Annotated in this window: 4 protein-coding genes; 2 read left to right on the plus strand and 2 right to left on the minus strand. The window is 73.6% G+C overall.

The window, feature by feature from the left end:
* Positions 1-26 precede the first annotated feature (26 nt).
* Entirely contained in the window at positions 27-941 is a 915-nt protein-coding gene (locus tag ACZ7KF_RS39140) for an LLM class flavin-dependent oxidoreductase (RefSeq protein WP_471086598.1), read from the plus strand.
* Positions 934-1752: an alpha/beta fold hydrolase gene (locus ACZ7KF_RS39145; RefSeq protein WP_471086601.1), complete on the plus strand. Its 819-nt coding sequence runs from the start codon at positions 934-936 to the stop codon at positions 1750-1752. Before ACZ7KF_RS39140 ends, ACZ7KF_RS39145 begins: the two co-directional genes overlap by 8 nt.
* On the opposite strand, the gene ACZ7KF_RS39150 is transcribed toward ACZ7KF_RS39145, so the two are convergent.
* Together ACZ7KF_RS39150 and ACZ7KF_RS39155 are read right to left on the minus strand one after the other, a co-directional pair.
* Positions 1742-5461 (minus strand): ABC transporter ATP-binding protein, encoded by a 3720-nt coding sequence (locus tag ACZ7KF_RS39150; protein WP_471086604.1) that lies wholly within the window; start codon positions 5459-5461, stop codon positions 1742-1744. The two genes, ACZ7KF_RS39145 and ACZ7KF_RS39150, sit on opposite strands and share 11 nt — an antisense overlap.
* Positions 5458-16143, minus strand: a complete 10686-nt coding sequence (locus ACZ7KF_RS39155) for a non-ribosomal peptide synthetase (protein ID WP_471086607.1) — start codon at positions 16141-16143, stop codon at positions 5458-5460. Before ACZ7KF_RS39155 ends, ACZ7KF_RS39150 begins: the two co-directional genes overlap by 4 nt.
* Positions 16144-16155: the final 12 nt, after the last annotated feature.

The following is a 16155-nucleotide window of genomic DNA, read 5'->3' on the forward strand; positions in this document are numbered from 1 at the left end:
GAGAACCACGTCCGAGGGGGACACCCGTGCGGCTGAGCACCGTCATCCTGCCCACCCGGCGCTGGAGCGAGGGCGGCGACCGCAGCTGGCGGCGTGCCGAGGAACTCGGCTTCCACGCCGCCTACACCTACGACCATCTGTCGTGGCGCAGTCTGCGCGACCGGGCCTGGTTCGGTGCCGTGCCCACGCTGGCCGCGGCCGCGGCGGTCACCCGGTCCATCCGGCTGGGCACGCTCGTCGCCTCCCCCACCTTCCGTCATCCGGTGCCGTTCGCCAAGGAACTCCTGTCCCTCGACGACCTGTCGAGCGGGCGCGTCACGCTGGGGGTGGGCGCCGGAGCGAACGGCTTCGACGCCACGGTGCTGGGAGGTCCGGCGTGGTCGCCGCGAGAACGGGCCGACCGCTTCGAGGAGTTCCTCGGACTTCTCGACCGGCTCCTGAGGGACTCCCCCGTCTCGTACGACGGCCGGTTCTACCGCGCCCACGAGGCGTACAACCTGCCCGGGTGTCTCCAGCGCCCCCGGCTGCCGTTCGCGGTGGCCGCCACCGGGCCGCGGGGCATGAAGCTGGCAGCCCGCTACGGGCAGGCCTGGGTGACCCTGGGCGATCCGCGGCTGCCCGACGGCGACGAGCAGCAGTTCCACGCGACGATCGCCGAGCAGGTCGAGACCCTGGACAAGGCGCTTGCCGAGCAGGGGCGAGCGGCGCGGGACATCGAGCGGATCCTGCTGACGGGCTTCGGCGGCGGCAGTCCGCTCCGGTCCGTCGATGCCTTCGTGGACTTCGCGGGGCGCCACGCCGAACGGGGCTTCACCGAGATCGTCGTCCACTGGCCCGTCCCGGATTCCGTGTTCGAGGCCGACGAGGAGATCTTCGAACGCATCGTGTCGGCCGCGCGGACGCAACTCGCCGGCCGGGACAACGGGAGCGATCATGCCTGAGCTGCGCAGTGGGGACGCCGACCTCGTCTACACCCGCAAGGGGGCGGGCGAACCCGTCCTGCTGATCCCGGGAAGCGGTGGCCGGGCCCGGATGTGGGACGCCCACCAGGTGCCGGCTCTGGTGCGGGCCGGCTACCAGACGGTGACCTTCGACCAGCGGGGCGGCGGACCGGGGCCCGGCAGCCCCTTCGGCTTGGACGACATGGTCGCCGACGCCGCCCGTCTCATCGAGGCGCTCGGTCTGGCCCCCTGCCGGGTGGTGGGCGTGTCGCTGGGCGCCATCGTCGCCCAGGAACTCGCCCTGCGTCATCCCGGACTGCTGCGCCAGGCCGTCTTCATGGCCACCCGTGGCCGTACCGACGCCATGCGCCGGGCCATGGTGAGGTCCGAGATCGAGCAGAGCCTCGGCGGGCCCACGGTCTCGGCCGCTCATCGCGGGGTGCTGCGGGCGATGCAGAACCTGTCCCAGTCCACCCTGGAGGACGACTCCCGGGCCGAGAACTGGATGGCCCTGATGGAAGGACCGCTCGACGCGAGCGACGGCTACCGGTATCAGCTGGAGGCCACGCTCATCCCGAACCGTCTGAGGGACTACGGGGGCATCCGGGTGCCCTGCGCGGTGATCTCGTTCAGCGACGACATCGTCACCCCGCCGCACCTGGGCCGGGAGGTGGCCGAGGCCGTCGGGGGCTGCCACTACGTCGAGATTCCGCGTTGCGGGCACTTCGGTCATCTGGAGGATCCGCGGTCGGTGAACGACGCGCTGACCGCGTTCTTCGCATCGTCCCCCGCCGGTCGTGTCACCGGGTGACCGGATCTCCCTCCCGGTCGTGTCCTGGTACGGCGGCTTTCCACAGGCCCGCGTAATACCCGTCGCGGGCGAGGAGTTGATCGTGGCTGCCGTCCTCCACGACGGTGCCGCCGTCCATCACGAGGATGCGGTCCGCGCGGGCGGCGGTGGCCAGACGGTGCGCCACCAGCAGGGAGGTGCGGCCGGTGGTCAGCCGGGCCACGGCACCGGACACGGCCGCCTCGGTCGCCGGGTCGAGCGCCGAGGTGGCCTCGTCGAGCAGGAGGACGTCCGGGTCGACGAGGCGGGCCCGGGCGAGGGCGATGAGCTGACGCTGGCCCGCGGAGAGGTTCCGGCCGCCCTCCCCCACCGGGTGCCGGTAGCCGCCGGGGAGCCGGGACAGCAGGTCGTGGGCGCCGACGGCGCGGGCCGCGGCGATCACCTCGGCCTCCGTCGCGGCGGGGCGGCCGTAGGCGATGGCGTCGTGCACCGTGCCGCCCGAGAGGTGTGTCTCCTGGGGGACGATGCCGAGCCGGCGCCGGTAGTCCCCGAGTTCCAGGGTGCGCAGGTCCTGCCCGTCGGCCCGGACGGCTCCGGAGGTCACGTCGTAGAACCGCCCGACCAGTTTGACGAGCGTGGACTTGCCCGCGCCGGTCTTGCCGACCAGCGCGACCGTCTGTCCGGCCGGGATGCTCAGCGTGACGTCGTGGACCGCGTCCCGCGCGGCGCCCGGGTAGCGGTAGCGGACGTCCGCGAGGTCGATGGCGCCGGCCACCTTCCGCACCGGCACGGGGCGTTCCGCCCGCGGTGTGCCGCTCGGGGTGCGGAAGAGGTCCTGTATCCGGCGGAGCCCCACGGCCGCCTGCTGGTAGCCGTCGAAGACCTGCGAGAGCTGGAGCACCGAGGCGAAGAGGACGTCGACGTAGAGCAGGAACACCACGAGCAGCCCGATGGTCAGGGCGCCGGAGCGGACCCGGCCGGCCCCGAAGGCCAGCACGCACCCGGCGCTCGCGGCCGGCAGCAGCTCCACGAGCCCGAAGTAGCCGGCGGCGTAGCGCTGGGCGCGCAGTCGGGCGGTGCGGTAGGCGGCGCTCTTGCCGGCGAACCGGTCGGCGACGCGCTCCGTCTGCCGGAACGCCTGGGCGATGCGCAGGCCCGCGACGTGTTCCTGCAGCTCGGCGTTGAGGGCGCCCGAACTGTCGCGGGCGGCGTCGTACGCCTTGGCGGACGTCAGCCGGAAGACGACGGTGGCCACGGCGAGGACGGGCAGGGCCGCGCACACCACCAGGCCCAGCCGCCAGTCCAGGACGAGCAGCACGGCGAGGACCGTGACGGTGGAGACGAGGCTGACGAGGGCCGTGGCGAAACCGGTCTGGCTGAACGCGGCGACCGCGTCGACGTCGGCGGTCAGCCTGGTCATGATGCGCCCGGACAGCTCCCGCTCGTAGTAGGACAGGTCGAGACGCTGGAGGTGGGCGAAGCCCCGCAGCCGCAGCAGATAGCGGATCCGCTCGCCGAGCACGCCGTTCGCGCGGATCTGGGCCAGGCTGACCGCCCAGCCCGCCAGTACGACGGCGACGGCGGCGAGCGACGTTCCGAGCAGCACGGGGGACGCGGACCGCCGGATGCCGTCGTCGATGCCGGTGCGGATGAGCAGCGGCACGAACACGCTGCCCAGTGCGTCGAGGAGGACGAGGACGGCGCCCAGGACGAGGGCACCGCGGAAGGGGCGCAGCAGGCTGCGCAGGCCGAAGCCGGGCTCCGCGTCGGGCGCCGGCGAAGTGGCGGCCGGGGTCAGGTCGGCGAGTTCGCCGGGGGCGGCCGGGGCGGTGGGCTCCTCGGGGGTGGTCGGGGCGGTGAGGGCCTCGGCGGCGGCCACGGCCGCCGCCGGGTGGGACGCGTTCCGGTGCGCGGGCTTTCCGGTCGCCGCTCCTCCGGTCTCGCCGCCCGGTTCCGGTTCCGGGCCGGCGAGCAGGGCCTGGTACGCGGGGCAGCGGGCGAGGAGTTCGTCGTGGGTGCCGCTGTCGACGACCCGGCCGCCGTCCAGGAAGGCCACCCGGTCGGCGAGTCGGAGGGTGGCCCGGCGGCGCGCGATGAGCAGGGTGGCCCGGCCCTTCATGACCTGCCGGAGCGTGGCATGGATCTCCTGCTCGGTGCGGGGGTCGACGGCCGAGGTGGCGTCGTCGAGCAGCAGGACACGCGGGTCGGTGAGCAGCGCGCGGGCCAGTGCGATGCGCTGCCGCTGCCCGCCGGAGAGGGTGAAGCCCCGCTCGCCGACCCGGGTGTCGTAGCCGTCGGGCAGTTCGCGGACGAACGCGTCGGCTCCGGCCGCCGTGGCTGCCGCGGTCACCTCGGCCCCGGTGGCGTCCGGACGGCCGTAGGCGATGTTGTCGCGCACGGTGCCGGTGAAGAGGAAGCTGTGCTCCGGTACCAGGCCGATCGCGGAGCGCAGCGAGTCGGCGGTCAGGTCCCGCACGTCGTGGCCGCCCACGCGTACGGCGCCGCCCCACACGTCGTAGAACCGCGGGAGCAACTGCGCCAGGGTCGACTTGCCGGATCCGGGGGCGCCCACGAGCGCGAGTGTCTCGCCGGGTCGCACGGTCAGCGAGACCCCGTCGAGGACCGGGGGCGCCTCGCCGTCCGTGCCGTAGCCGAACGTCACGTCGTCCAGTTCGATACCGGCCGGTCCGGGCGGCAGGTGCGCCGCGCCGGGCCGGTCCGTCACCAGCGGCCCGGTGTCGATCATCTCGAAGACCCGTGCGACGCTGGCACGCGCCTGGTGGACCCCGGTGACGACCGTGGCCAGCCCGCGCAGCGGGGACACGATCTGCGCGACGTACGTGGAGAACGCGACGAACGTGCCGAGGCTGAGGGAGCCCCGCGCGGCCAGCCAGCCGCCGGTGGCGAGGATGCCCACCTGGCCGAGGAGCGGCAGCGCCTGCAGGGTCGAGCTGTACAGGGAGTTGAGGCGGACGACACGCCGCCGTGCGGTGAACAGGTCGTGCGCGGCGGCGCTCAGCCCCCGCAGTTCCCGTTCCTCCTGGGCGAAGCCCTTCACCACCCGGACCCCCGTGACCGCGCCGTCGACGGCGGAGGCGACGCCGGCCTCGCGCTCCCGTGCCTCCAGGGTGGCGGGGTACAGACGCCTGCTGCTGTGCCAGGCGGTCAGCAGCAGCGGGGGCAGCACGAGCAGCATCACCAGGGTGAGCAGTGGTGAGAGGGCCACCATGACCGCGAGGGACAGCACCAGCAGCAGGACGCTGGCGAGGACGTTGGGCAGCAGCGCGAGCAGGCCCTGTGCCATGGACAGGTCGTAGATCGACCGGCTGACCACCTGCCCGGTCGGCAGGGTGTCCTGTCCTGCCCCGTCGAGCCGGGACAGCGCGCGGAACGTGCGGATCCGCAGATCGTGCTGGACGTCGCAGGACAGACGTGCCGCCAGACAGCGTTGCGCGGCGCCCGCGCCGAAGCGGACGAGGCCGGCGCCGGCGAGCGCCAGCAGGCAGGGCAGCAGCGGCAGTTCGCCCGCGACGATGACCCGGTCCACGATGGCGCGGCTGATCAGCGGCATCGCGGCCGCCGCCGCGATGGCCGCCACGGCTGCCGTCACGGTGAGCGCGATGGTGCGGGGGTAGCGGCGGCAGCAGTGGAGGAGGCGCCGCATCGGTGAGCCGGACGGGCCGGGTCCGACGGTACGGCGCGGCCCGCGCGGCCTGACGGACGGCGTCATCGAACGTCTCCGTTCCCGGCGAGCTTCGCGGCGACCACCTCGGAGATCTCCTTGAGGGGAGCCCCGGTGGTCATGTCGGCGTGGGCGCAGTCGACCGGGTGGTCGGTGAGGTGTCCTTCCACGTAGGGGCCCCACAGGGAGTGGGCGCCCTGCCGGTCCGGCCGGCCCGCGGTGGCGGTGAAGAACTCCACGTCGCCGCGGAACACCGCGGGGCGGTGGCCGGCCGAGATGCGCATGCCGTTGGCGCAGACGGCCACGACCCGGGCGAGTGTCTTCTCGTCGAGTCCGGTCAGGGCTCCGCCCTGGTGCCGCAGCAGTTCCGCCGCCTTGACGAGCGGGGGGACGGCCGCGTCGCGCAGGTCGTCGTGGATGCCCATGTCGCGGAGCAGCCCGTGCAGGATGTCGACCTCGTCCGGAACGTCCGGGTCGGCCGTGCCGGTGCCGCTGGGCGGATAGCCGTCGAGGAGCGCCAGGAACGCGACGCTCTCCCCCTGCTCCTGGAGCGTCGTCGCGACGGCGTGCGCGGCGAGGGCTCCGAACGACCAGCCGAGCAGGTGGTACGGGCCGGTCGGCTGGACCGCGCGGATCTGCGCCGCGTAGTCGGCGGCCATCTCCTCCAGGGAGCCGGGCAGGGCCCGTTCCTCGGCGATGCCGCGCGCCTGTAGCCCGTACACCGGCTGATCGGGGTGGAGGTGTTGCAGCATGCCGACGTAGGCCCAGCTCAGGCCGCTGGCGGGGTGGACGCAGAAGAGCGGGGGCCGGTCTCCGTCCGGCCGCAGCGGCATGAGCTGGGCCAGGCCGTCGCCCGGGTCCTCGCCGTCGAACCGCTGGAGCAGACGGGCCACGGTGGGGGCCTCGAACAGCGCCCGCAGGGAGACCCGTACGCCGAAGACCGTCTTGATCCTGCTGATCAGGCGGGTCGCGAGCAGGGAGTGGCCGCCGAGGGCGAAGAAGCTGTCGTCGATACCGACCCCGGTGATGCCGAGCACTTCCGCGAACAGGCCGCACAGGGCCTCCTCCTGCGGGTTGCGCGGCGCGCGCCCGGCGCTGCGGGCGGTCACGTCGGGCCGGGGCAGGGCCCGCCGGTCGAGCTTGCCGTTGGGCGTCAGGGGGAAGGTCTCCAGCGCCACGAAGACGGTGGGCACCATGAAGTCGGGCAGCAGCCCGGCGAGGCGGCCGCGCAGCTCGTCGAGGTCGAGCGGGGCGCCGTCGGCGGGCAGCACGTAGGCGACGAGCCGCTGGTCGCCGGGCCGGTCCTCGCGGACCACGACGGCGGCCTGGGAGATCTGCCACTGGGCCGTCAGCACCGCCTCGATCTCGCCCAGTTCGACGCGGAAGCCGCGCAGCTTGACCTGCTCGTCGACCCGCCCCAGGAACTCCAGCTCACCGCCGCGGCGACGCCGCATGAGGTCACCGGTGCGGTACATGCGCGTGCCGGGAGGACCGTAGGGGTCGGCGACGAAGCGGTCGGCGGTCAGGTCCGGGCGGCCCGCGTAGCCGCGGGCCAGCTGGTCGCCGGCCAGGTACAGCTCGCCGGGGACGCCCGCGGGCACCGGCCGCAGCCCGTCGTCGAGGACGTACGCACGCACCCCGGGGACGGGACGGCCGACCGGCAGACAGGCGTCGGTTCCGGTGCGGTCCTGCCGGGCCTCGTGATGGGTGACCTGGACGGTGGACTCGGTGGGCCCGTACAGGTTGACGCACGGCACGCCCCAGGTGTCCTGGGCGAGTTCGGCCAGGGCGGCGGGCAGTGGTTCACCGCCGACGAACAGCCGCCGCAGGGACGCCTGCGTGGTGCCCGCCGCCACCGCGGCCGCGCACAGCTCGGACAGCAGTGACGGTACGACCTGGGCGACCGTGACGCCGTGCCCGGCGATCCGGTCGGCCAGCCGGTGCGGGTCGGCGGCCACCTCGGCGCTCACCAGGTGCATGGCGGCGCCGGTGAGCAGCGGCAGCCAGATCTCCCAGACGGCGGCGTCGAAGCTGAACGAGGTACGGGCGAGCACCTTGTCCGTGGCGCCGAGGGGGTAGGTGCGGGCCATCCACCGCAGGTGACCGGTGATCGCCTCGTGGGGGACGACGACGCCCTTCGGCCGGCCCGTGGAGCCCGAGGTGTAGATCAGGTAGGCGGGGTGGCCGGGCAGGAGCGGGCGGTGCCGCTCCGTGTCCGGTACGTCCGCGCCGGCCTCCCGGGCGACGGCCTCCGCCGCGTCCTCGACCACGACGACCGTGCCCCGCGGCACGGTGTCCCGCTGTGCCGCGCTCGTGAGCACCACGGTGGGCCGGGCGTCCTCCAGCATGTGGGTGATCCGCTCGGCCGGGTACCGGGGGTCCACCGGCACGTAGGCGGCGCCGGTCTTCAGGACCGCGAGCATCGCGACCACCGCGTCCGCGGAGCGCGGCAGCACCAGGGCCACCGTGGTCTCGGGTCCCGCGCCGTGTCCGATCAGATGCCGGGCGAGGCGGTTGGCGCGCTCGTTCAGCTCGGCGTAGGTGAGTTCCGTTCCGTCGAAGACGACGGCCGTCGCCTCCGGACTGCGCGCGGCCTGCTCCTCGAAGAGATCCGGCAGCGTGCGCGGGTCGGCGGCGTCCGGGCGGTGCACTCCGGCGACCAGTTCCGCGCGCTCGGGCGCGGACAGGATCTCCAGGCCGCTGACGGGTCGGTCGGCGTCGGCCACGGCGGCGGTGAGCAGTCGTCCGAAGCGCGCGGAGACCTCCTCGACCGTCACCCGGTCGAACAGATCGGCCGCGAACTCGAAGGTGCCGGCGAGCCCCGCGGGGGTGCCGTCCGGGCCGGACGTCTCGCGGACGCTCAGCGACAGGTCGAACTTCGCCGTGGTGGCGGGTGTCGCCTCCGCCGCGACCGCCAGGCCGTCGAGCCGTATCTCCGCCTGTTCCGTGTTCTGGAAGGTCAGCATGACCTGGAACAGGGGGTGCCGGGACGTGGAGCGGGCCGGGTTGAGGACCTCCACCAGGTGTTCGAAGGGCACGTCCTGGTGCGCGTACGCGGCCAGGTCCACTTCCCGGACCCGGTCCACCAGCTCCCGGAACGTGGGGTCACCGGAGAGGTCGGTGCGCAGCACCAGCGTGTTCACGAAGAACCCGACGAGGTCGTCCAGCGCCTCGTCCGTACGGCCCGCCACCGGGGAGCCGATCGGAATGTCCGTCCCCGCGCCCAGCCGGGACAGCAGTGCCGCGAACGCGGCCTGCACCACCATGAACATGCTCGCGCCGGACTCCCGGGCCAGCTCGGTCAGGCCCGCGTGGGTGTCCGCGTCCAGGGTGAAGGCCACATGGCCGCCCCGGTACGACGCCGTCGCGGAACGGGCCCGGTCGATGGGCAGCTGAAGCTGTTCGGGCAGCTCGGCGAGGTGGTTCCGCCAGTACGCGACCTGGCGGCCGAGCAGGCTGTCCGGGTCGCTCTCGTCGCCGAGCAGCTCTCGCTGCCACAGCGCGTAGTCGGCATACTGCACCGGCAGCGGCTGCCATGCGGGGGCGTGCCCCTCGGTGCGGGCCGCGTACGCCTGTGCCACGTCCCGCGCCAAGGGGGCCATCGACCAGCCGTCACCCGCGATGTGGTGCAGCACCACGACCAGCACGTGGGCGGTGCCGTCCACCGCGAACAGGCAGGCGCGCAGGGGGGGTTCGCAGGCCAGGTCGAAGCCGTGCCGCGTCTCGTCGGCCAGGGCCTGGGGCAGCTCCGCCTCGGTCACCGGCACGGCGAGAAGGGTCGGGCACGCGTCGTCCACGTCCAGGACGTGCTGGAAGGGGGTGCCGTCGGCGCTCTCGGGGAACACGGTGCGCAGCGACTCGTGCCGGGCGACGACGTCGCGGATGGCCGCGCGCAGCGCCGCCTGGTCCACGGCTCCGGTGATCCGCAGGGCGATGGGCAGGTTGTACGCCGCGGCCGTACCGCCTTCGAAGCGGTTGAGGAACCACAGGCGGCGCTGGGCGAAGGACAGCGGCACCTCGGCGGGACGGTCCATCGGGGCCAGTGCCGTCCTCGCGGCTCCGGCGTCCGCGACCCGCTCGGCGAGCTGTGCCACGGTGGGCCCTTCGAACAGGACGCGCAGGGGCAGCTCCACGCCGAGCAGTGCGCGCACCCGGCTGATCACGCGGGTGGCGAGCAGGGAGTGGCCGCCGAGGTCGAAGAAGCTGTCGTCGATGCCGACCCGCTCCAGGCCCAGGACCTCGGTGAAGACCGCGCACAGGACCTCTTCCCGCCCGTTGCGCGGGCCGCGCCCGGTAGCGGTGTACTCCGGTGCGGGCAGGGCCCGCCGGTCGAGTTTGCGGTTGGCGGTCAGCGGCAGTTCGGCGAGGGGCACGATCGCGGCCGGGACCATGAAGCCGGGCAGGCGGCCGCTCACGTGGCGGCGCAGCTCGGCGGCGTCGAAGGCGTCCGCCGCACGCGGTACGACGTAGGCGACGAGGCGTTTGTCGCCGGGCCGGTCCTCCCGGGGGACGACCGCCACCTGCGACACCAGCGGATGCCCCGCGATCACCGCCTCGATCTCGCCCGGCTCCACCCGGAACCCGCGGATCTTCACCTGGAAGTCCGCGCGTCCCAGGAACTCCATCGTCCCGTCCGCCCGCCAGCGGGCCAGGTCGCCCGTCCGGTACATCCGCTCACCGGACCGTTCCGCGAACGGGTCGGCCACGAACCGCTCACCCGTCAGCCCCGGCCGGTTCAGGTATCCCCGAGCCACCTGGTCACCCGCCAGGTACAGCTCGCCCGCCACCCCCGCCGGCACCGGACACAACCGCTCGTCCAGCACGTACACCCGGCTGTTGGCCACCGGCCGGCCGATCGACGGCGACACCGGCCAGTCGCGTGCGTCGCCGTCCAGCAGCAGGGATGTGACGCCGTGGGTCTCGGTCGGCCCGTAGTGGTTGTGGAGCCGGCGTCCCGGTACCCGGGTGAAGAAGTCACGTACGGAGTCGCGCACGGTCAGCGTCTCCCCGCCCTGGGCGATGTCCCGCAGCCGTGGGAGAGGGAGGCCGAGTTCGGTGGCGGCCTCGGCGATCGCCTCGATGACGAGGTTGGGTGCGTACAGCCGGTGCACGTCGTGCCGGTCGAGCCAGCGCACCAGTTCCGCGGGGTTCCTGCGGACGTCGTCACGGGGCACCGCGAGGGTTCCGCCGGACCACAGGGTGGAGAAGATCTCCTGTGCGGCGACGTCGAAGCTGATGGACGTGAAGTGGGCGGTGGTCGCACCGCTCGTGCGGTCGTCCGCGTGCCAGGTGAGGAGGTTGGCCATCGCCCCGGCCCGGAACACCACTGCCTTCGGGCGGCCCGTCGACCCCGATGTGTAGATCACGTACACCGGGTGGCCGGGCAGCAGTTCCCCGCCGCGCTCGTCGGCCGACAACTCGCCCGGCGCGTAGGCGTCGAGGGCCGGCACGGTGATGTCGACGGCGCGTTCCGTCCATTCCCCGGGCACCTGCCGAAGTGTCTCCGCCGATCCCAGTACGCACACCGGATCGGCGTCGCCGAGCATGTAGGCGATGCGCTCGGCCGGGTACTCCGGATCGATCGGCAGATACGCCGCCCCGGTCTTCACCACCGCGAGCAACGCCAGCGGCGACCACTGCGAACGCGGCAGCATCAACGCCACCACCCGCTCCGGCCCCGCCCCACGCTCCACCAACAACCGCGCCAACCGGTTCGCCCGAGCACTCAACTCCCCGTACGACAGCTCCACACCCTCGAACACCACCGCGACCGCGTCCGGATCGGCCGCCACCCTCGCCGCGAACGACTCCGGCAACGACACCCACGGCACTTCGGCACCCGTGGCGTTGCGGCGTACCACCAGCTCGTGACGCTCGTCCTCGGACAGCACCGCCAGGGCACCCACTCGTGCCTCCGGGTCGGTCACGACCGCCGCCAGCACGCGGATGAACCGCTCCACCAGGGTTTCGACCGTCGCTCGGTCGAACAGGTCGACGGCGTACTCCAGGACGCCGGTCATGCCGGGGGCGGGTTCGTCGTCGGGGGACGTGCGTTCGGCGAGGCTGAGGAAGAGGTCGAACTTGGCGGAGCCCGGGCTGTCCAGGGCCGCCGCGTCCAGTCCGGGCATGTGCAGCCGGGCCTGCGCGTTGTTCTGGAGGGCCAGCATCACCTGGAACAGGGGGTGGGCGGCCAGGGAGCGGGCGGGGTTGAGGACCTCCACCAGATGCTCGAACGGCACGTCCTGGTGCTCGTACGCGGCCAGGTCCACTTCCCGGACCCGGTCCACCAGCTCCCGGAACGTGGGGTCACCCGACACGTCCGTCCGCAGCACCAGGGTGTTCACGAAGAACCCGACCAGGTCGTCCAGCGCCTCGTCCGTACGGCCCGCCACCGGTGTACCGATCGGTATGTCGGTGCCCGCGCCCATCCGGGACAGCAGGGCCGCGAACGCCGCCTGCACCACCATGAAGAGGCTGGCACCGGACTCGCGGGCCAGCGCCGTGAGGCCGGCGTGTACGTCCGGTGGCACGTCGAACGCCACCCGGTCGCCCCGGAAGGAGGCCACCGCCGGGCGCGGCCGGTCCACGGGCAGCTCCAGCTGCTGCGGCAGGCCGGCGAGGTGGGCCGTCCAGTGGGCGACCTGCCGGGCGATGACGCTCGCCGGGTCGGACTCGTCGCCGAGCAGTTCGCGCTGCCACAGCGCGTAGTCGGCGTACTGCACCGGCAGCGGCTCCCACGCGGGGCCGTGGCCCTGGGTGCGGGCCGCGTACGCCGTGGCCGCGTCCCGGGCCAGCGGCGCCACCGACCAGCCGTCGCCCGCGATGTGGTGCACGACGACGGCCAGCACGTGGGTCCCGTCCGGCAGGGCGAACAGGGCGGCACGCAGGGGCGCTTCGGTCCGCAGGTCGAAACCGCGGCCGGTCGCCTCGGCCACCGCGTCCGGCAGCTCGTCCTGGCGGAGTTCGCGCACCGGGAGGGCGACGTCGGCGGTGGGCAGGATCCGCTGGTACGGGGTGCCGTCGGGGCCTTCGGGGAAGACGGTCCGCAGCGACTCGTGCCGCTCGGCCACGTCCCGCAGGGCAGCGGCCAGGGCGGCGCGGTCGAGGGGGCCGCTCAGGCGGAGGACGAGCGGCACGTTGTAGGTGGCGGACTCCGGGCCTTCGAGCCGGTTGAGGAACCACAGCCTGCGCTGGGCGAACGACAGCGGGACCACGTCGGGGCGCGCCGCCGGCAGCAGCGCCCGGCGCGCCGCGCCGGCACCCGCCACGTGCTCCGCCAGCCGTGCCACCGACGGTGCCTCGAACAGGTCCCGCAGCGGCACCTCGACGCCGAGCACGGTGCGGATCCTGCTGGTCACCCGGGTGGCGAGCAGGGAGTGGCCGCCCAGGTCGAAGAAGCTGTCGTCGATGCCGACGCGCTCCGCGCCCAGCACCTCGGCGAAGATCCCGGCGAGTGCCTTCTCGCGGGCGTCGCGCGGTTCCCGCCCGGAAGCCGTGTACACCGGTGCGGGCAGCGCGCGCCGGTCGAGCTTGCCGTTGGGGGTGAGCGGGAGGGCGTCGAGCAGCAGCACCACGCCGGGCACCATGTAGTCGGGCAGCAGGCCGGAGACGAACGTCCGCAGCTCCCCCGGGTCGACGGGGTCGCCGCCGTCGGCGGGCACGACGTATCCGACGAGGCGCCGGTCGCCGGGCCGGTCCTCGCGGACCACGACCGCCGCTCGGGCGGCTCGCGGGTGCCGGACGAGGGCCGCCTCGATCTCCCCCGGTTCGATACGGAAACCGCGGAGCTTGACCTGGCTGTCGGCGCGGCCCGCGTACTCCAGCCGGCCTTCGCCGTTCCAGCGGGCGAGGTCACCGGTGCGGTACATGCGTGACCCGCCGGGTCCGTGGGGATCGGCGACGAACCGCTCGGCGGTGAGGGCGGGACGGGCGAGGTAGCCGCGGGCCAGGCCGTGCCCCGCGATGTACAGCTCGCCGATGACGCCCGGCGGCACCGGACGGAGCCCCTCGTCCAGGACGTACACCCGGGTGTTCGCGATCGGGCGGCCGATGGGCGGGGTGTCCGTGCCGGGGGTGATCTCGGCGAGCGTGGACGTGACGGTCGCCTCGGTCGGCCCGTACTGGTTGACGACCTGGTCGGCGTGTGCGCACAGGGTCGCGGCCAGCGGCGCGGGCAGCGCTTCACCGCCCGTGCCGACCCGCAGTCCCCGCACCATCGTGGGGTCGTGGGTGACGAGTGTCTGCCACAGCGCCGGTGTGGCCTGCATGTAGGTGACCCCGGTGGCACGGATGAGGTCGCTCAGCGCCTCGGGCCGGGTCAGGGTCGCCTTGTCGGTGAGGACCAGGCCGGCGCCGGAGACCAGCGGAAGGAGGATTTCCACGGTCGCGGGATCGAACGCGATCGACGCCACCGAGAGGACTCGGTCACCGGCCCGCAGCGCGAGCCGCTCCCCCAACGAGGCCAGCAGGTTGACGAGCGCGCTGTGCGGTACGACGACGCCCTTCGGCCTGCCGGTCGAACCGGACGTGTAGATGACGTACGCGGCGTCCCCGAGTCCGAGACCCGCCCGGGCGGGCTGGGTGTCCGGAAGTCCGGTGAGGCCGCCCGCCATGTCGTCCGGGCCGAGCACGAGCAGGGGTGCGGAGTCCTCCAGCATGAACGCGACGCGCTCCGCGGGGTGGTCGGTGTCGACGGGCACGTACGCACCCCCCGCCTTCAGGACGGCCAGCACCGCCACGACCAGGTCCACGGACCGGGGCAAGGCCAGCGCGACCCGCTGCTCGGGGCCGACGCCGCGCCCGACGAGCCAGTGCGCGAGCCGGTTGGCCCGGGTGTTCAACTCCGCGTACGTCAGTGTCCTGTCGCCGCTGATCACCGCGACGGCGTCCGGTGTCGCGGCGGCCTGCCGAGCGAACAGTCCGGACACCGTCAGGTCCGGCACGGCCACCGCGGTGCCGTTCCCACCGCTCAGCAGCATCTCCCGCTCACCGGGGGCGAGGACGTCCACCGTGCCGACCTTGCGGCCGGGATCGCCGCCCACCTGCCGCAGCAGGCCGACGAACCGGGCGGTCATCGCCTCGGCGGTGGACCGGTCGAACAGGTCGGCGGCGTACTCCAGGACACCCGTGAGGCCATGGACACGGCCGTCGGGCCCGTGCTGCTCGGCGAACGACACGGACAGGTCGACCCGGGCCACGTTCGTCGGCGCCGCCGCGGCGGACACGGTGAGCCCGGGCAGGCTCAGCTCGGCCTCCTCCGTGTTCTGCATCACGAGCATCACCTGGATCAGAGGATGCCGGGACATGGACCGGGCCGGGTTCAGCACCTCGACGAGGTGCTCGAAGGGCACGTCCTGGTGTCCGTACGCGGCCAGGTCCGTCTCCCGGACCCGCCCCACCAGCTCCCGGAACGTGGGGTCACCCGACACGTCCGTCCGCAGCACCAGGGTGTTCACGAAGAAGCCGACGAGGTCGTCCAGCGCCTCGTCCGTACGGCCCGCCACCGGCGTACCGATCGGAATGTCCGTCCCCGCACCGAGCCGTGACAGCAGCGTCGCGAAGCCCGCCTGCAGGACCATGAAGAGGCTGGCACCGGTCTCCTGGGCGATACGAGCCAGCAGACGGTGCTGCTCCCCGTCCAGCTCGAAGATCACCCGGCCGCCCCGGTGACCGGCGACGGCGGGGCGGGGCCGGTCGGTGGGCAGCCGCAGCTCCTCCGGCAGGTCGTCCAGTTGCCCGACCCAGTATCCAAGCTGCCGGCTGATCAGACTGTCCGGATCGGAGTCGTCGCCCAGGACCGCACGCTGCCACAGCGCGTAGTCCGCGTACTGCACCGGCAGCGGCTCCCACCGCGGGGCACGGCCCGCCGCCCGCGCCTCGTAGGCCGCCGCGAGGTCGCGTGCCAGAGGCGTCATCGACCAGCCGTCGCCGGTGATGTGGTGGAGGACGACCACCAGGACGTGGGTGGTGTCGTCCAGTGCGAGCAGGCGTGCCCGCACCGGTATCTCTGTCGTCAGGTCGAAGCCCTGGGCGGCGAGTTCACCGAGACGCGCCGACAGGGTATCGCCCGCGACCGTCTCGACGGGAAGGTCCAGGCTGCCGGCGCACGCGTCGATGTCCAGCACCTGCTGGTGAGGGATCCCGTCGGGGCCCTCGGGGAACACCGTGCGCAGGGCCTCGTGGCGCGCGACGACGTCACGCAGGGCGGCGCGCAGCGCCTCGCGGTCCAGCCGGCCGCTGAGCCGCAGGGCCACGGGCATGTTGTACGTGGCGGCCGTCGCTCCCTCGAAGCGGTTCAGGAACCACATCCTGCGCTGCGCGTACGACAGCGGCACATGAACGGGCCGCTCGGCCGGGACCAACGCGGCCCGCGCGGTACCGGCTCGCTCGACACGGCGGTCCAGCTGTTCGACGGTGGGACCCTCGAACAGGGCCCGGAGGGGGAGTTCGACGTTCAGGACGGTGCGGATGCGGCTGATGACACGCGTGGCGAGGAGCGAGTGGCCGCCGAGGTCGAAGAAGCTGTCGTCGATGCCGACCCGCTCCAGCCCGAGCACCTCGGCGAAGATCGCGCACAGCGCCCGCTCACGCTCGCTGCGCGGTCCGCGTGAGGAGACGGCCGCGGTGTAGTCGGGGGCGGGCAGGGCACGCCGGTCGACCTTGCGGTGCGCGGTCAACGGCAGCTCGGCGAGGACCACCACGGCGGCCGGGACCATGAACTCCGGCAGCACGGAACCCACGTA

The organism is Streptomyces sp. NPDC038200 (assembly GCF_055600785.1).